This is a genomic window from Jongsikchunia kroppenstedtii DSM 45133 (genome assembly GCF_000380485.1).
GTDB lineage: Bacteria > Actinomycetota > Actinomycetes > Mycobacteriales > Mycobacteriaceae > Jongsikchunia > Jongsikchunia kroppenstedtii.
Map to the genome: position 1 here is coordinate 159,547 of NZ_AQYG01000045.1, position 15,651 is coordinate 175,197.

A 15,651-nucleotide genomic window follows, 5' to 3' on the forward strand; every position below is an offset into this window, starting at 1 on the left:
TCCTGCGGTTCGTAGATGGCAGTGATCGCGGCGATCCGATCGTCGGCGATCACAAAATGCTAGGTCGGCGTCGCGGTAGCCGGCGCACGGTTCCCTCTCAGTGAGACGTGCCCGCCCGCAGCGACACGAACGGGTCGCGACCCCGGACGGACGCGGTGATCCGGTCGGCCGCGGCCCGGAGCTCGGCGCCCAGAAACATCGGGTCGTGATGGACGGTGGCCCGATCGGCGTACATTGTGATCACCGCGCTCTGCCGCCCGTCGGCGTCGAAGGAGGGCGTCGCGATCAGGTAGATCTCGTCGTCGGACGACAGCTCCTGCGGTTCGCCTGTGAAATACAGCCGGTCGCCGAGTCCGGCGGCCATCTCGCCGAGCAAGCGGCGCACATCCATCGGCAGCCGGTGGGCGGTCGCGCCGGCCAAGATGGTGTGCAGCCGCATCTGGTCCGCGCGCATGCCCTCGATGACGAATCCACGCGCGCGGGCACCGCGAGCCAGCTCCCACAGCCGATCGCGGTCGAGATCGGTCGGCAGCACGGAATCGCCGGCGAGCCAGCGCTCCAGATCGCTGTCCGATTGCCAGAACAGATAGAGGATGCCGACCGGCGGCGCGAAGGGGAATGTCTGGCCGACCCGGGCCGGCGCCTCCTGCCCCGGCGGCGCCACCGACTCCAGCACCACGATCTTGTCGCCGACCACCGCCGACGCATTGCAGATCGTCCCGAATCGATCCGACAGTGCCACCAGCTCATCGCGGACCACCGGACCCGCCTGATGACCGCGCTGGGCGGCGAGTCCCACATCGATCACCGCCGGCCCCAGCACGTACGTCTTCGTGGCCTCGTCGCGCGCCACATATCCGGCCGCACACAGCTCCGTGACGATGCCGAGACAGGTCGGCTTGCTGATCTCACAACCCCGCGACAATTCGGCGAGCGTGAAGCGTTCGTCGGGCGTCGATGACAGGAAGTCGAGGATTCTGACGACCCGGGCGGTCGGCGGCGAAGTCCGGCCGAGAGCAGCCTGATCCGAGTCATTGACGGTCACTTCGATCCTCTCAGCCCAGCCGGCTGTTCCATATTTCGAACGATGATAGGGCGTTCCGCTGACCGGGACCACGGCATTGCCCCTGGTCGTCTCCTGGTCTTACGTTCAGATTCCATTACCCGATCATCATATTCGATATTTGGAACGCTCAATCGGCACCCTGCAGAAGCCCAGCGAACGCTGGAAATCACCACTCCGAGAGGAATCAATCGTGTTCACCGACCAATTCGCCGCGAGCATCGCCGAGGCGGAGAAGCTGATCGCCACCGCGCCGCATATCGAGACACCCCAGGACCTGGGCGAGGGCTACCAGTACCTGGCCGCATGCATCGAGGCCGTGCTGCACAGCAACTGGGCCGGTGAACTGGCGCAGCCGATGTTCATCTCCGGCACCGGGCCGTTCACCAAGCAGGGCCTCGACAATCCCGACACCTTCTACTTCGGTGCCACGATCTCCGACGACGCCGAGTACGTGGTCACCGGAAAGCGCGGCGGCACTGTCGATCTCAGCTTCCAGATCCTGGCCGGCGACTACACCGACACCAATGTTCCGGCCAGCGTGATGGCCTTCGACGATCGCGAACTGAACATCGACGCGGACGGGAGCTTCGTCCTGCGCCTGGGTCCCGAGGGCGCCGACGACGACCCCAACCATCTGAAATTGCCCACGGGCTCAACGCAACTCCTGGTCCGCGAGGTGTACAGCGACTGGAACGTCGACCGCGGCACCATCACGATCGAGCGCACCGCCACGGCCGGCCAGCCGATCCCCGAGCTCACCGCCGAGAAGGTCGAGCACCACTACAACAAGGCCGGCCGCGATCTCGTCACCCGCGTCAAGACCTGGCTGGCGTTCCCAAAATGGTTCTATCTGGATCTGCCGGTGAACACGCTGACCGAGCCGCGGCTCACCCCCGGCGGCCTCGCGACCCAGTACTCGTCGGTCGGGCACTACGACCTCGCCGACGACGAGGCGATGATCATCACCATCCCGAACTCCGAGGCGCCGTACCAGGGCTTCCAGCTCGGCAGCATGTGGTACATCTCGCTCGACTACATCAACCACCAGACGTCGCTCAATTCGGCTCAGTCGCAAGTGGATCCGGACGGCAAGATCCGGCTCGTGGTCAGCAAGGGCAACCCCGGCATCACCAACTGGATCGAGACCACCGGGCACGCGAAGGGCATTCTGCAGTTCCGGTGGCAGCGGCTGGACCGCGAGCTGACCAAAGCCGACGGGCCGACATCGGAGATCGTCAAGCTCGGCGAGGTGGCCAGCCACCTGCCGTATTTCAGCGACAACGCCATCAGCGCCGAGGATTTCGCCGCGCGCATCGCCGACCGCAAGGCCGCCGTGACCAACCGGATGCAGGGGTGACCGCGATGACGTCGAGCCTCACCCGCGGCGCTCTACTCGCCGACAAGGTCGTGATCGTCTCGGGCGTCGGCGGTGGCCTCGGCCGCTCCGTCGCCGTGCGCGCCGCGCAGGCCGGCGCCGACCTGGTGCTGGTCGCGCGCACCGAGTCGACGCTGCATGACGTCGCCAAGGAGGTGGTGGATCAGGGGCGCCGCGCGGTCGTGGTCCCCGCCGATCTCACCGACGAGGCTTCAGCGAAGAACGTTGTCGACCAAGCACTCTCGTCCTACGGGCGGATCGACACCCTGGTGAACAACGCTTACCTGACGCCGTCCATGACGGACTTCGCCGGCACCGATCACCAGCACATCCGCGACGCGTTCGAGCTGTCGGTGATCGGATCGCTGCGGATGAGTCAGCTGTGCACGCCGGCGCTGGCCGAGTCCCAGGGTTCGATCGTGATGATCAACTCGATGGTGTTGCGGCATTCCGAGCCCATATATGGGAGCTACAAGCTGGCCAAGAGCGCGCTGATGTCGATGTCCCAGTCGCTGGCCAGCGAGATCGGACCGCTCGGAGTTCGAGTGAATTCCATTGCTCCGGGCTATATCTGGGCGGACACGCTGAAGGAGTACTTCACCGGGCTGTCCGAGCAGACCGGTGCCAGCGTCGACGATATCTACGCGGCGACCGCCGCCAATACCGACCTGCGACGGCTGCCCGAACCCGATCAGATCGCCGACACCGTGACCTTCCTGGCGTCCGACATGGCCATCGCGGTCACCGGCCAGTGCCTCGACGTCAACTGCGGCGAATACCACCACTGACTTCCGGAGGAATCGATGAACACCCTGTACACCGTCGACGACCTGCATCAGCAGGCGACCGAGCGCACCGGCCTCACGGATTTCGGCGCGGACGACTACCTGGAAGGCCTGGATATCCTGCTGGACAGCTACCGGCGCGAAGCCGGGCTGACGCCGCTCGGCGTCGCTGCCACGCGCGAGATCCTGATCGGCGCGCTGATCGCGCGCGCCAAGAGCGAAGCGGCACTGGAATCCTTTCCGGCACATCGGGACATCCCCATCGAGCGGCCGATCTTCGTCACCGGACTACCGCGCACCGGCACCACCGCACTGCATCGCCTGCTGAGCGTGGATCCCGCGGCACAGGGACTGGAGATGTGGCTCGCCGAGCGCCCGCAGCCGCGGCCGGCCGATCGCGAATCCTGGCCGTCAAATCCCGACTTCCAAGAGATCAACGCGATGTACGCGGCACAACACATCGAGAACCCGGACATGATGGGCATGCACTACATGGATGCCTACACGGTCGAAGAATGCTGGCGCGTCCTGCAGCAGTCGATGCGCTCGATCGCGCACGAATGTCTGGCCTACATCCCCACGTATTCGGAGTGGCTCAGTAAGCAGGACTGGACGATCCCGTATCTGCGGCACCGGCAGAACCTGCAGCTGATCGGCTCCAATGACATCGAAAAACGTTGGGTGCTCAAGAATCCCAGCCACATGTTCGCGCTCGACGAGATCATGCAGGTCTATCCCGACGCCCTGATCATCGCCACGCACCGGGATCCGCAGACCGTGATCGCCTCGATGAGCAGCGTCAACCAGCAGGCGACCATCGGCTGGTCGGATACCTTTACGGCAGAGAAGGTCGGCGCCACGCAGCTGGAGCTGTGGGCCCGCGGACTGGAGAAGTTCACCTCGGCGCGGGGCTCCTACAACCCTGACCAGTTCCTCGACGTCGACTACCGCGAGCTGGTCGCCGACCCGCTCGCGGTCGTCGCGAATGTCTACGCGCACTTCGGCATTCCACTGGAGGACGAGGCCCGCGCGGTCATGGCCGCCGAGATCGCCGACAGCCGGTCGGGCGACCGCAAGCCGGTGCATTCCTACAACCTCGCCGAGATCGGGCTCACCGATCAGCAGGTGACCGAGCGCTTCGCCGGGATCGGCGTCGGCTGATCGGACTGGGCTGATCGGACTGGCTGATCGGACTCGGGGGCCGCGCCACCGGCGCATAATCGGGTCCATGGCGTACGACGAGGACCTGGCCGATCGCATCCGCGAGTGCCTCAGCGGTCAGCGGGGGATCACCGAGAAGAAGATGTTCGGCGGACTGGCGTTTCTCGTCAACGGCAACATGGCGATCGCGGCGAGCGGCCGGGGCGGGCTGATGGTGCGGGTCGATCCCGATGCCGGCGAAAAGCTGTTGTCGCGCAAGGGTGTCGAGCCGATGGTGATGCGCGGGCGCGAACTGGCCGGCTGGTTACGGGTGGAGGACGGGGTGATTCGCACGCGCCGCCAGCTCGCCGAATGGGTCGGCCGCGGCGCGGACTACAGCCGATCCCTGCCGCCGAAGCAGCCTGCTGCGAAGCGGAAGTAGAAATAGTGCCGTGCGACTGACCGAATTGCCCGTCACCCCGCAGGCCGCCGCCACCGAGTCGGCCCTCGCCGTGGTCCATTACTTCGACCGCCTCGACCAGTCGACGGCGTCCGAGGCCGAGCTGATCGACGCCGCCCGCGACCTCGCCGCGTGCGAGGTCGCGGTCGACTGGCACGACGGCGAACCATCGGTGCGGGTCCAGCGCGACGGGTCGCCGCATGCTCTCGACTCCGTGCTGACCGATCGGCTCACCTGGGCTCTCCAGCGCCAATCGGATCGCGCGCGGGGGGACCGGCACGGACATATCGACGATCCGGCGCTGGCCGAGATCGTGCTGTCCGACAAAGAAAGTCCGCAGGCCCGCACCCGTGCGCTGCGGCTGCTGGGCCTCGACACCGAACGGCCGCTGCAGGTCCTCGCCATCTCCACCCGCCCGGGTTCGTCGTCGGCACGCGTCGTCGTCGACGCCCTGGGCGGCGCGGCGCATCGCCGGGTCCGGATCGGGCAGCTGACGGCGCTGCTCTATCACCCGGCCGACGGGGTCCGTCAGCTCGCCGAACGCATGGAGTCGGCTATCGCGCAGGCATTCCCGGCACCCATCGCGCCGAACGCCGATCCCGGACCCTGGGTCGGTATCGGTGAGCGCGGCGATCCGCTCGATGCGCCGGCCTCCTGGCAGCAGGCGGTGCGGTGCCTGCAGTTCACCTCGTCCACCGCGCAGGGCCGACGCGTCATCGCCTACGACCGGCTGCACATGTTCGAGCTGTTGTCGGAGATCCCTGTCGAGACCATCCGCCGCAACCCGGACGTCCTGCGGATCGAGGAGCTCGCCGCGACCCCGTCCGGCGCCCAGGCCGTGGCCACCACCGAGGCCTTCTTCGTATTCGGTTCGCTCCGTCGCACCGCCACCGAGCTGCACGTGCACCACAGCACCGTGGCCGCGCGCCTCGCCGCGATCTCCGAGCACATGGACTGGGATCTGGACGATCCGATCGACCGATTCATGGCGATGCTGGCCCTCATGGTGCGGCGGATGGCGCTGAGTTCCGCGGGCACCGTGTGACTGCACCATCTGTCCGAGTGACTGCTCCGACTCCTGTCGGCTGATGTGATCCAGATAACCGACGACTGTCGGCAGACGTACGTGACCGGGCTCATCGAAAATTGGATCAGTCCCGCACAGCCCGCGGGAAATCCTGATCTGAACTCGAGGAGTACACCTATGGCCATCATCGATCCGTCCAAGACCTGGAAGCTGCTGGAAGAGCGCCTGGCGACCACCACCAACCCACGGCACAAGCAGATTCTGGAGATCGTGCTGGAGCACGCGCAGGCGGAGGCCAAGCCGGACCTGGACGGCCTGATGGCGACGCTGGCGCCGAACCCGGACTACCACTTCTGGAACGACGGCCACGATGTCGGCCCGAAGACCACCGAGGGCGTGCGTGCGTACTACACGGCATTCGTCGAGTCGAAGTCCAACATCCTCGAGTTCGATCTCGACCGCCTCCTCGTCGATGACGAAGGCCTGATGATGGAGGGCTACCTGCGGCAGATCTATCCCGGCGCCTACGCGGCCCAGCTCGGTTTCCCGATCGACGATCCGGACGCCGCCTACTTCATCGAGTTCCGCCAGCTGATCGTCTGGCCGGTCGACGCCGACGGCAAGATCATCGGCGAGGACTCGTACCACTCGGGACCGTCGCGCATCGAGAAGCTCACCCAGGAGCAGCTCCCGCAGGAATACATCGACATGATGGCGGGCGCGAGCTGACGCAACCCGAATCGGCCAAGTACGGCGTCGAGCGCGCGCATAATTTGACCATGCTGCACTTTCGGAAACGACGCCCTGCGGGCTCCGCAGACGCCGTCGACCCCGCCGGCACCTGGAGGGCGATCGAGGCCCGGCTCGCCACCACCACCGACCCCCGGCACCGCCAGATCATGGAGATCGTGATCGAGAACGTCAAACAGGCGGCGGCCCCGAGTCTGGGGGGAGTGATGGCGACGCTGGGCCCCGATCCGGCCTACCACTTCTGGAACGACGGCGACGATATCGGTCCGAAGGCACGAGACGGCGTCCGTGCGTACTACGAAGGCCTGTTCCAGTCGTACGCCTACGTCATGGAATTCGTCATCGATCGGATGTTCGTCGACAACGGCGGCATGGTGACCGAGGGATTCCTGCGCCAGATCTATCCCGGCAAGTCCGCCTTCCAGATGGGGCTCATCGCCGATGACCCCGGAAGCGACTACCTGATCGAGTTCCGCCAGATGATCGTCTGGGTCGTCGACACCGCCGGCAAGATCCAGAACGTGGACTCCTACAACTCCGGCCCGTCCCGGGTCAAGAAGCTCACCCGAGAACAACTACCGCAAGCCTATGTGGAGATGATGAATGAAACCCGGTGATACCCCGGACAATTCGCAGCGCCGCACCGACATCGCATCCCTGTTCCTCGATCGCCTCGGCGATCAGAAACTCGGCCTGCGTACTCGCGATGCGCAATGGACCTGGGACGAGGTCGTCCGTGAGGCCGCCCGCCGCGGCGCCCTCGGCAAGACGCTGCTGACCGACGGACCCAAACATATCGGCGTGCTGCTGGACAACGTCCCCGAGTTCGCGTTCTGGCTCGGTGGCGCCGCGCTGACCGGCGCCACCATCGTCGGGATCAACCCGACGCGCGACGACGTGACGATGGCGGAGGAGATCGCGCACACCGACTGCCAGATCATCGTCACCGACACCGCGGGTGCCGAGCGGGTGCGCGCGCTGGACACCCCGGCCAACGTCCTGAACGTCGATGATCCGGCCTATCTGCAGTCGCTGCCGGAGGATGTCGATCCGCGCGAATTGGATGCGGGCAGTGGCGATCTCGGAGGATCGCTGTATCTGCTGCTGTTCACCTCGGGCACCACGGGACGCTCCAAGGCCGTCATCTGCACGCAGCGTCGGCTGGCGATGGTCGCGTATGCGGCGATCGACAAGTTCGGCCATGTACCCGACGACGTCGACTACTGCTGCATGCCGATGTTCCACGGCAACGCGTTGATGGCGCTGTGGTTCCCGGCTTTGGCCAACGGCGCCACCATCTGCCAGACGCCGAAGTTCTCGGCGTCCGGATTCCTCAGTGACATCCGGTTTTTCGACGCCACCTTCTTCACCTACGTCGGCAAGGCGATCGCGCACATCCTGGCCACCCCGCAGGCGGCCGACGACGCCGACAACACACTGGCCCGCGGCTTCGGCACCGAGGCCTCGCCGGAGGACCAGGCACGCTTCGCCGAACGGTTCGGCGCGGTGCTGTCCGAGGGCTACGGCTCCAGCGAAGGCGGCGTGATGGCCGAGAAGGTGGACGACGCGCCAGAGGGCGCGCTCGGCCGGCCACTTCCGGGCGTCGCGATCGTCGATCCCGAGACGAAGGAAGACCGCGCGGTCGCCCGGCTCGACGCGAACGGTCTGGTGCTCAACGCCGAGGAAGCCATCGGCGAGATGGTCGACAAGTACGCGTCGGCCAAGTTCGAGGGCTACTACAAGAACGAGGCCGCGGACGCCGAGCGACTGCGCGGCGGCTGGTACTGGTCGGGCGACCTCGGTTACATCGACGAGGCCGGCTTCCTGTATTTCGCCGGGCGCCGCGGAGATTGGGTCCGGGTCGACAGCGAGAACACCTCGACGCTGGTCACCGAGCGGGTCTTGCGTCGGCATCCGAAGGTGCTGGCGGCCGCCGCCTACGGCGAGCCCGACCCGCGGTCGGGCGACATGCTGATGGCCGCCATCGAGGTGGCCGATCCGGCCGGTTTCGATGCGGCCGAGTTCGCCGAATTCGTCAACGCCCAGGCCGATCTCGGTCGCAAGGGGGCGCCTCGGCTGGTCCGCGTGTCGGCCGCGCTGCCGATGACCGGCTCCAACAAGGTGATCAAAACCCAACTGCGGGACGAGGGTTGGGACACCCACGAGCGGATCCTGCAGTGGGTCGGGCGCGCGCCGGTCACCTACCGCGAATTCGATGCGCAGGCACGTGCCGAGCTGGTCGGCGAGTTCGACACGCACAACCGGTCGCGGCTGCTCCGTCAGACGACCTGACGCATCACATCGGTGGGAGCCGGGCCTCGTGCCCGCAACACGTCGAATGGATCAGACGACGATGTTGACCATGCGGCCCGGCACCACGATGACCTTCTTCGGCTCGCCGCCGCCGAGCAGCGGAACGATCTTCTCGTCCGCCAGCGCCGCCGACCGGATGGTGTCCTGATCGGCGTCGGCGGCCACGGTGATACGACTGCGCACCTTGCCGTTGACCTGCACCGGGTATTCGACCGAATCCTCCACCAGCAGCGCCGGATCGGCCACCGGGAACGGCCCGGCGACCAGTGATTCGCTGTGGCCCAACCGTTCCCACAGTTCCTCGGTGATATGCGGGGCGACCGGGGCGAGCATCAGCACCAGCGGCTCGACCAGCGCCCGCGGCGCGCCATCGCCGAATTGCCCACCGCCGTACTCCTTGGTGAGGTGATTGGTGTATTCGATGAGTTTGGCGATCGCCGTGTTGTCGCGCATGTTGACGTAGTCGTCGCGCACACCGTCGATCGTCTTGTGCAGCAGTCGGTTCGACGCTTCGTCCGGAGCGGCGTCGGTGACGCGCGCCGTGCCGGTCTCCTCGTCGACGACGGCGCGCCAGACGCGCTGCAGGAAGCGCTGCGCACCGACCACGTCCTTGGTGGCCCACGGCCGCGACTGGTCCAACGGGCCCATCGACATCTCGTAGACGCGCAGCGTGTCGGCACCGTACTCACGGGCGATATCGTCCGGGGCGACAGCGTTTTTCAGCGACTTGCCCATCTTGCCGTACTCGCGATTGACCTCGGCACCCTCGTAGAAGAAGGCGCCGTCCCGCTCCTCGACCTCTTCGGCCGGCACGTAGATGCCGCGGGCATCGGTGAACGCGTAGGCCTGGATCATGCCCTGGTTGAACAGCCTTCGGTAGGGCTCGGAGCTGCTGACGTGGCCCAGGTCGAAGAGCACCTTGTGCCAGAAGCGCGCGTACAGCAGGTGCAGAACGGCATGTTCGACGCCGCCGACATACAGATCGACACCGCCGGGATCGTTCGGGCCATGACCGTCCACGCCGGGCCGGGGACCGGTCCAGTACTGCTCGTTCTCCTTGGCGCAGAACGCCTCCGAGTTCGTCGGGTCGATGTAGCGCAGCTGGTACCAGGAGCTGCCGGCCCACTGCGGCATCACGTTCGCGTCGCGGCGGTAGTGCTGCAGCCCGTCGCCCAGATCGAGTTCCAGGTTCAGCCAGTCCGTCGCCTTGGCGAGCGGGGGAGAGGGCTGACTGTCGGCGTCGTCGGGATCGAACGACACCGGCGCGTAGTCCTCGACCTCCGGCAGGGTGACCGGCAGATCGGACTCGGGCAGCGGATGCGGCTGGCCGTTGTCGTCGAAGACGATCGGGAACGGCTCACCCCAGTATCGTTGCCGCGCAAAGAGCCAGTCGCGCAGCTTGTACTGTATCTGCCCGACGCCGGCGCCCTCGGATTCCAGCCGCTCGATGATCGTGGCCTTCGCCTCGTCGACTGACAGGCCGTTCAGATAGTCGGAGTTGATGATCGGTCCGGGCCCGGAGTACGCCTCCTCGGCGATGCCCTGCTCGCTGCCCACGACCTCGATGAGCGGCAGACCGAAGGTCTTCGCGAACTCGTAGTCGCGACCGTCGTGCGCCGGCACCGCCATGATGGCGCCGGTGCCGTAGCCGATCAACACATAGTCGGCGATGAAGACAGGGATCTGCCGGCCGTCGACCGGATTGGTGGCGAAGCTGCCGGTGAAGACGCCGGTCTTCTCCTTGTTCTCCTGCCGTTCCAGGTCGGATTTGGCGGCAATCGCCTTGCGGTAGGCGGCAATTGCGGACGCCGGATCGGCCGCGCCGCCGGTCCAGCGCTCGTCGGTGCCCTCGGGCCAGGACGTCGCGGTGAGCTCGTCCACCTTCGGATGCTCCGGCGCCAGCACCATGTAGGTGGCACCGAACAGGGTGTCCGGACGGGTGGTGAAGACGTCGACCGGGCCGGCCGATGTCGCGAAACTGACTCGCGCACCGCGGGATCGGCCTATCCAGTTGCGCTGCATCGCCTTGATCTTGTCCGGCCAGTCGAGCAGATCGAGGTCGTCGGCCAGCCGGTCCGCGTAGGCGGTGATCCGCATCATCCACTGCTGCAGGTGCTTCCGGAAGACCGGGTAGTTGCCACGATCGGAGCGGCCGTCGGCGGTGACCTCCTCGTTGGCCAGCACCGTGCCCAGGCCCGGACACCAGTTGACCATCGAATCCGATTGGTACACCAGGCGATAACCATCGATGACGGTATTCTTCTCCGCCTGGCTCAGCGCGGCCCACTCCCGGCCGTCGTCGAGAGTCCGAGCGCCGGAATCGAATTCGGCGACCAGCTCATCGATTCGCCGGGCCTTGTCCAGGTCGACGTCGTACCAGGCGTTGTAGATCTGCAGGAAGATCCACTGGGTCCAGTGGTAGAACTCCACGTCGGTGGTCGCGACCCGACGGCGCTCGTCGTGGCCGAGGCCCAACTGCCGGATCTGACCCAGGTACCGCTCGATATTCATCTCGGTGGTCGTCCGCGGGTGCGTGCCGGTCTGCACGGCATACTGCTCCGCGGGCAGACCGAACGAGTCGAAGCCCATTGTGTGCAGCACGTTGACGCCGAGCATCCGGTGGTAGCGGGCGTAGACGTCGGTGGCGATGAAGCCGAGCGGGTGGCCGACGTGCAGGCCCGAGCCCGACGGGTACGGGAACATGTCGAGCACGAAGAGTTTGTCGTCGGGCAGGTCGGCCGATGCGCCGTCGACCGCGAGGGCGCCGACGGGGTTCGGCGCCTCGAACGACTTGCGCAGCTGCCACTGCTCCTGCCAGTGCTGCTCGATCTGGCCGGCGAGGTCGGCGGTGTAGCGGTGCGCGTTGGTGGGCTCGGTCACCCGACCAGCGTAAAGGCGGCCGTTTCCTTGGGAAATATGGGTCCGCAGTAAAGTCAGCGGGGTGAATGTCCTCGCCGTTGCCCTCGCCGTCGTCGCACTGATCCTGTGCGTGGCGTTCGTGGCCGTCGGTGTCGCGGGTGTCACCCGCCGGCTCACGCCCGATTCGTGGGCGGGTATCCGCACGTCAGCGACCCTGCACAGCGATGCCGCCTGGACCAGGGCGCACCAAGTCGCCGGTCCGGGGCTGATCTGCGCGGGCCTGGTCGCCCTCCTCGGCACGATCGTCGGGCTCGCCGCCTCCGGCGGGCTGGCAGTGGTCGCGGTGATCGTCGCCCTGCTCGTGGCCGTTCCCCTCGCGGGGTGGGTCAGCGGCGTCGGGATCCGCGCGGCCCAGGCGGTGGTGACGGCCGATCTGGTCGCCGCGGCCGGCGCTGCTGTGGATAACCCCGATGTCGACCATGCCGACGACGGCTGCGAGACCGGCAGCGCCTGTGCCTCCTGCTCGTTGGCCGGCGCCTGCAAACTGCCCTCCTAAATGCTGGGCGCGATCCGCCGGCTGTCGGCTCGGCTCAATATCGATGCCCTGATCTTCGGCATCATCTGCGCTGTTCTCGTCGCGATCGTGCTCCCCGCGAAGGGCGACTTCGTCCCGGTCCTCGACTGGATCGTCAAGATCGCGATCGCCCTGCTCTTTTTTCTGTACGGCGGCCGGATGCATCCCCGCGAGGCGCTCGACGGCCTCAAGCACTGGCGACTGCATCTGACGATCCTGGCGTTCACCTTCGTCGTGTTCCCGCTGATCGGTCTGGCCCTGTGGCCGATCGCGCCGCACATCATCGGCGACGACCTGTACACCGGCGTGCTCTACATGTGCCTGATTCCGTCGACCGTGCAGTCGTCGATCGCGTTCACGTCGATCGCGCATGGCAATGTCGCGGGCGCCATCGTCAGCGCGTCGGCGTCGAATCTGCTCGGAGTGTTCCTGACCCCGCTGCTGGCCATCGCCCTGATCAGCAGCGCCGGCCACGTGCAGATCACCGGCTCGGCGATGCTCGACATCGCGTTGCAGCTGCTGGTGCCGTTCGTCCTCGGTCAGCTGCTGCGCGGGGCACGGCTGCGACCCGGCGGTTCCACCTACGCGGAGTTCCTCGAACGCAACGCCAAGCCGTCGAAGCTGGTCGATCGCGGCTCGATCATTCTGGTCGTCTATTCCGCGTTCAGCGCCGGCATGCGCGAGCACATCTGGTCGCAGGTGAAATGGTGGCAGATCATCGTGCTCGCCGTCGGCGCCATCGCCTTGGTCATGTTCATGCTGTGGCTGACGATCCGCTCCGCGCGACTCCTCGGGTTCGACCGCGGCGACTCCATCGCGATCCAGTTCTGCGGCACCAAGAAGAGCCTGGCGACCGGGCTGCCGATGGCCACGGTCATGTTCGCGGGGCAGCCGGTCGGCCTGATCGTGTTGCCACTCATGATCTTCCATCAGGTGCAGCTGATGATCTGTGCGGCGCTCGCATCGAAATACGACCGCGAATACCGAGCCGAACACCCGAATGCGCATAACGAGGAATTGACATGATCCATTCATTCGATGACCCCGCAGTCCGCGAATTCCTCGCCGACGGCACTCGAACCGGACATCTGGCACGGCGGCGGACGGTCGGCCGCTGGCAGCACCGATCTGGTTCGTCCTGGACGGCGATCGGATCGCATTCAATACCGCATCGTCGAATGCCAAGGCGGCCGCAATTCGGCGTGATCCGCGGGTGGCCCTGTGCGTCGATCTGCCCGAGCCGCCCTATGCGTTCGTGCAGGTGCAAGGGATCGCGGAGTTGGGCGCTGACCTCGACGAATGCCGGCGCGTCGCGACCGCGTGCGGGTCGCGCTACATGGGTGCCGACCGTGCCGAGGAATTCGGTGCCCGAAACGGTGTGCCGGGCGAATTGGTCGTCTGGATAACGCCGACCAAAGTTGTGGCGCAATTGGGTTCAGTTACCTAGTTCCGTCACCTAACGATAATTGAATAGCGCATAACGTCCGCCGGCCATTCTTCGCGGCATACGATCTTCCCATGATGGGGGAGAAATTCAGTTGGTTCCGAGCCGCGCGGCGCACGGTCTTGTTGTCGGTCATGTTGTTGATTCCGCTGGCATTCACGGCACCCGCCGAGGCTGCGCCGCAAGGTTACGCGGCGCCCCCGGGCTGCGCCTGGCAGTTGATGTCGAACAATCACGACCTCAACGTGGCATTCCCCGATGCCAATGCCACCTACTGGATCCTGCCCTACATGCTCGGCGCCAACGACTCCATCAGTCTGACCGGCACCTATCCCACGGCGCGATATTTCTCGCTGAACACCTACGGCACGGACTTCAACACCGTTGATACGTTGCGCGACAACCAGATCAACCCGGATTCCGGCGGCAACCCCTACGCGGCGGTCGGCGCGTCGGCGGCACTAGGGACGGGCCGCTGGCATGCCACCGTCGTCAATCGGGCGGCCGATCACCAGCGCAACGAGATCCGCGGATTGCCGACTGCCGGCGCGCAGCAGATCCCCATGGGGTTCCTCATCATTCGGGTGTATGTGCCGAACGATCCGGCGTCGAACAACGGTGGCGTGGCGTTGCCGGATGTGACCATGCATCTGGCCGGCTCGTCGATTCACTTGCCGCCGTGCGCGACTCCGTTCAATCCCGCGACCTACTCCGGTCCGATCGCGACCGCGATGAAGGCGGTGTTCGACCAGGCCATCGAAAAGGCCGCGGGCGGATCCTTCCCGCCGAATTCGCCGGACGTCACGTTCGTCAATCCGGCGAGCACCGCGGGCCTGTTCCCCAACGGGGACAACAAGTACATCGGATCACGGCTCACCTATCAGCCCGGACGGGTTGCGGTGATCCGTGCGAAGGCGCCCAGCTTCCCGAACACCCGGGCCGGTGCCTCGCCGGCGCAGTCCGGTGTTCAGCTGCGCTACTGGTCGATGTGCCAGAACGACAAAGTGACGCCGTACCCGGTGGTGGCGTGTGCGGCGGACTTCCAGACCCGCCTCGACTCGCAGGGCTACTACACCTACGTGGTCGCGGCGCCGCAGGACATGGCGGAGACCAATGATCCTGCGCTGACACTGATTCCGTGGGGCTCGACCTCGGTGCCGGTCAAGGTGGTCTTCCTGCGCTACATGCTGCCGTCGTCGGCGTTCTATCCGATGACCGTCCAGGCCTCGCAGGCGCAGCACTCGGATCCCGCGACGACCATGGGCCCGTACTATCCGCGCGCGACCTACTGCGACGTGCATGTGCTGCGGACTCAGGGATATCAGGCCTGCTACAAGTGAGCTAGGAGTTGTAAAGGCGTGTCGGATTCGTCGTCTTCTGTGCGACGCTGGCTACGTGATCCCCGGCCATGAAGATCCCGACGCCACCGTCTGGCGGGTTCCGATCTCCGAGATCGAGACGCGTGCCGATGATCTGCCGGCGAATTGGGCGGCGGCCGTCAGGGCGGTCACTCACGATCTCGAATTCCTCAGGGACGGACGCCCGCTGGACATCCAAGATCTCATTTGGACGTTCGACGCCAGCGATAGCGAGTCGATGCTCATCGGAGCTCAGAGTCGCACCGGGCAAGACGGATTCCTGGTGGGGCTGGGCTTCTCCCAGGATGCGCCTGCCGCGCAGTGCACCGTGTGGACAGCGTCGGCGATCCAGGACGAGCTCGCCGGCTATCGGTGGATTCTGTGGCCGTTCAGGAATCGCGTGATGCTCGACCCTCAGGTGATTGGCGGCGTTGCGGTGTGGGTCGACAAGTCGACGTCTGCGACAGTGCCGATCGGCGAGCTGCATGGAGGCGCTTGAC

At 66.1% G+C, this 15,651-nt stretch carries 14 protein-coding genes and 1 pseudogene; 13 read left to right on the forward strand and 2 right to left on the reverse strand.

All coding sequences use genetic code 11. From position 1 onward, the window contains the following. Positions 1-97 precede the first annotated feature (97 nt). Complete coding sequence (locus G341_RS0109505; protein WP_018178895.1) at positions 98-1,045, reverse strand: IclR family transcriptional regulator; 948 nt, start codon at positions 1,043-1,045, stop codon at positions 98-100. Positions 1,046-1,256: 211 nt separating this feature from the next. Between G341_RS0109505 and G341_RS0109510 the strand changes: the two genes are divergently transcribed. The 8 genes from G341_RS0109510 (at position 1,257) to G341_RS0109545 (ending at position 8,895) form a co-directional block, all read left to right on the forward strand. Next, entirely contained in the window at positions 1,257-2,423 is a 1,167-nt protein-coding gene (locus tag G341_RS0109510) for a hypothetical protein (RefSeq protein ID WP_026303461.1), read from the forward strand. 5 nt (positions 2,424-2,428) lie between these two features. Further along, positions 2,429-3,229, forward strand: a complete 801-nt coding sequence (locus tag G341_RS0109515) for an SDR family oxidoreductase (RefSeq protein WP_043451137.1) — start codon at positions 2,429-2,431, stop codon at positions 3,227-3,229. A gap of 15 nt (positions 3,230-3,244) precedes the next feature. Beyond that, positions 3,245-4,387: a sulfotransferase family protein gene (locus G341_RS0109520; protein WP_018178898.1), complete on the forward strand. Its 1,143-nt coding sequence runs from the start codon at positions 3,245-3,247 to the stop codon at positions 4,385-4,387. Between the two features lie 67 nt (positions 4,388-4,454). Then, positions 4,455-4,808 (forward strand): TfoX/Sxy family protein, encoded by a 354-nt coding sequence (locus tag G341_RS0109525; RefSeq protein ID WP_018178899.1) that lies wholly within the window; start codon positions 4,455-4,457, stop codon positions 4,806-4,808. A gap of 10 nt (positions 4,809-4,818) precedes the next feature. Then, a complete protein-coding gene (locus tag G341_RS0109530) occupies positions 4,819-5,871 on the forward strand; it encodes a PucR family transcriptional regulator (protein WP_018178900.1) in 1,053 nt (350 codons plus the stop codon). Between the two features lie 159 nt (positions 5,872-6,030). Continuing rightward, the gene (locus G341_RS0109535) at positions 6,031-6,582 is read left to right on the forward strand and encodes a nuclear transport factor 2 family protein (RefSeq protein ID WP_018178901.1); all 552 of its coding nucleotides are present in this window, start codon (positions 6,031-6,033) and stop codon (positions 6,580-6,582) included. Positions 6,583-6,632: 50 nt separating this feature from the next. After that, the gene (locus G341_RS0109540) at positions 6,633-7,220 is read left to right on the forward strand and encodes a hypothetical protein (RefSeq protein WP_018178902.1); all 588 of its coding nucleotides are present in this window, start codon (positions 6,633-6,635) and stop codon (positions 7,218-7,220) included. Beyond that, positions 7,207-8,895, forward strand: coding sequence for an AMP-binding protein (locus G341_RS0109545; protein ID WP_018178903.1), 1,689 nt, complete (start codon positions 7,207-7,209; stop codon positions 8,893-8,895). Before G341_RS0109540 ends, G341_RS0109545 begins: the two co-directional genes overlap by 14 nt. Before the next feature lie 51 nt (positions 8,896-8,946). Here the strand turns inward: G341_RS0109545 and leuS are convergent, their stop codons facing one another. After that, on the reverse strand, positions 8,947-11,796 hold the full coding sequence (gene leuS / locus G341_RS0109550) for a leucine--tRNA ligase (RefSeq protein WP_018178904.1): 2,850 nt from the start codon (positions 11,794-11,796) through the stop codon (positions 8,947-8,949). Between the two features lie 61 nt (positions 11,797-11,857). On the opposite strand from leuS, the gene G341_RS0109555 reads away from it, so the two are divergent. From G341_RS0109555 to G341_RS21625, 5 genes and pseudogenes are all read left to right on the forward strand, one after another. After that, a complete protein-coding gene (locus G341_RS0109555) occupies positions 11,858-12,331 on the forward strand; it encodes an SdpI family protein (protein ID WP_018178905.1) in 474 nt (157 codons plus the stop codon). Beyond that, the gene (locus tag G341_RS0109560) at positions 12,332-13,375 is read left to right on the forward strand and encodes a bile acid:sodium symporter family protein (RefSeq protein WP_018178906.1); all 1,044 of its coding nucleotides are present in this window, start codon (positions 12,332-12,334) and stop codon (positions 13,373-13,375) included. After that, a pseudogene (locus G341_RS21620) lies at positions 13,372-13,796 on the forward strand (PPOX class F420-dependent oxidoreductase). Before G341_RS0109560 ends, G341_RS21620 begins: the two are co-directional and overlap by 4 nt. Before the next feature lie 71 nt (positions 13,797-13,867). Further along, complete coding sequence (locus tag G341_RS0109570) at positions 13,868-15,133, forward strand: hypothetical protein (protein ID WP_018178909.1); 1,266 nt, start codon at positions 13,868-13,870, stop codon at positions 15,131-15,133. Between the two features lie 55 nt (positions 15,134-15,188). Next, positions 15,189-15,650: a hypothetical protein gene (locus G341_RS21625; RefSeq protein WP_018178910.1), complete on the forward strand. Its 462-nt coding sequence runs from the start codon at positions 15,189-15,191 to the stop codon at positions 15,648-15,650. The last annotated feature ends 1 nt before the right edge of the window (position 15,651 follow it).

Coding starts and splice junctions, on each gene's coding strand:
- G341_RS0109560 (WP_018178906.1), top strand. CDS start 12,332: ATGCTGGGCGCGATCCGCCGGCTGTCGGCTCGGCTCAATATCGATGCC.
- G341_RS0109540 (WP_018178902.1), top strand. CDS start 6,633: ATGCTGCACTTTCGGAAACGACGCCCTGCGGGCTCCGCAGACGCCGTC.
- G341_RS0109520 (WP_018178898.1), top strand. CDS start 3,245: ATGAACACCCTGTACACCGTCGACGACCTGCATCAGCAGGCGACCGAG.
- G341_RS0109570 (WP_018178909.1), top strand. CDS start 13,868: ATGATGGGGGAGAAATTCAGTTGGTTCCGAGCCGCGCGGCGCACGGTC.
- G341_RS0109545 (WP_018178903.1), top strand. CDS start 7,207: ATGAAACCCGGTGATACCCCGGACAATTCGCAGCGCCGCACCGACATC.
- G341_RS0109535 (WP_018178901.1), top strand. CDS start 6,031: ATGGCCATCATCGATCCGTCCAAGACCTGGAAGCTGCTGGAAGAGCGC.
- G341_RS0109515 (WP_043451137.1), top strand. CDS start 2,429: ATGACGTCGAGCCTCACCCGCGGCGCTCTACTCGCCGACAAGGTCGTG.
- G341_RS0109525 (WP_018178899.1), top strand. CDS start 4,455: ATGGCGTACGACGAGGACCTGGCCGATCGCATCCGCGAGTGCCTCAGC.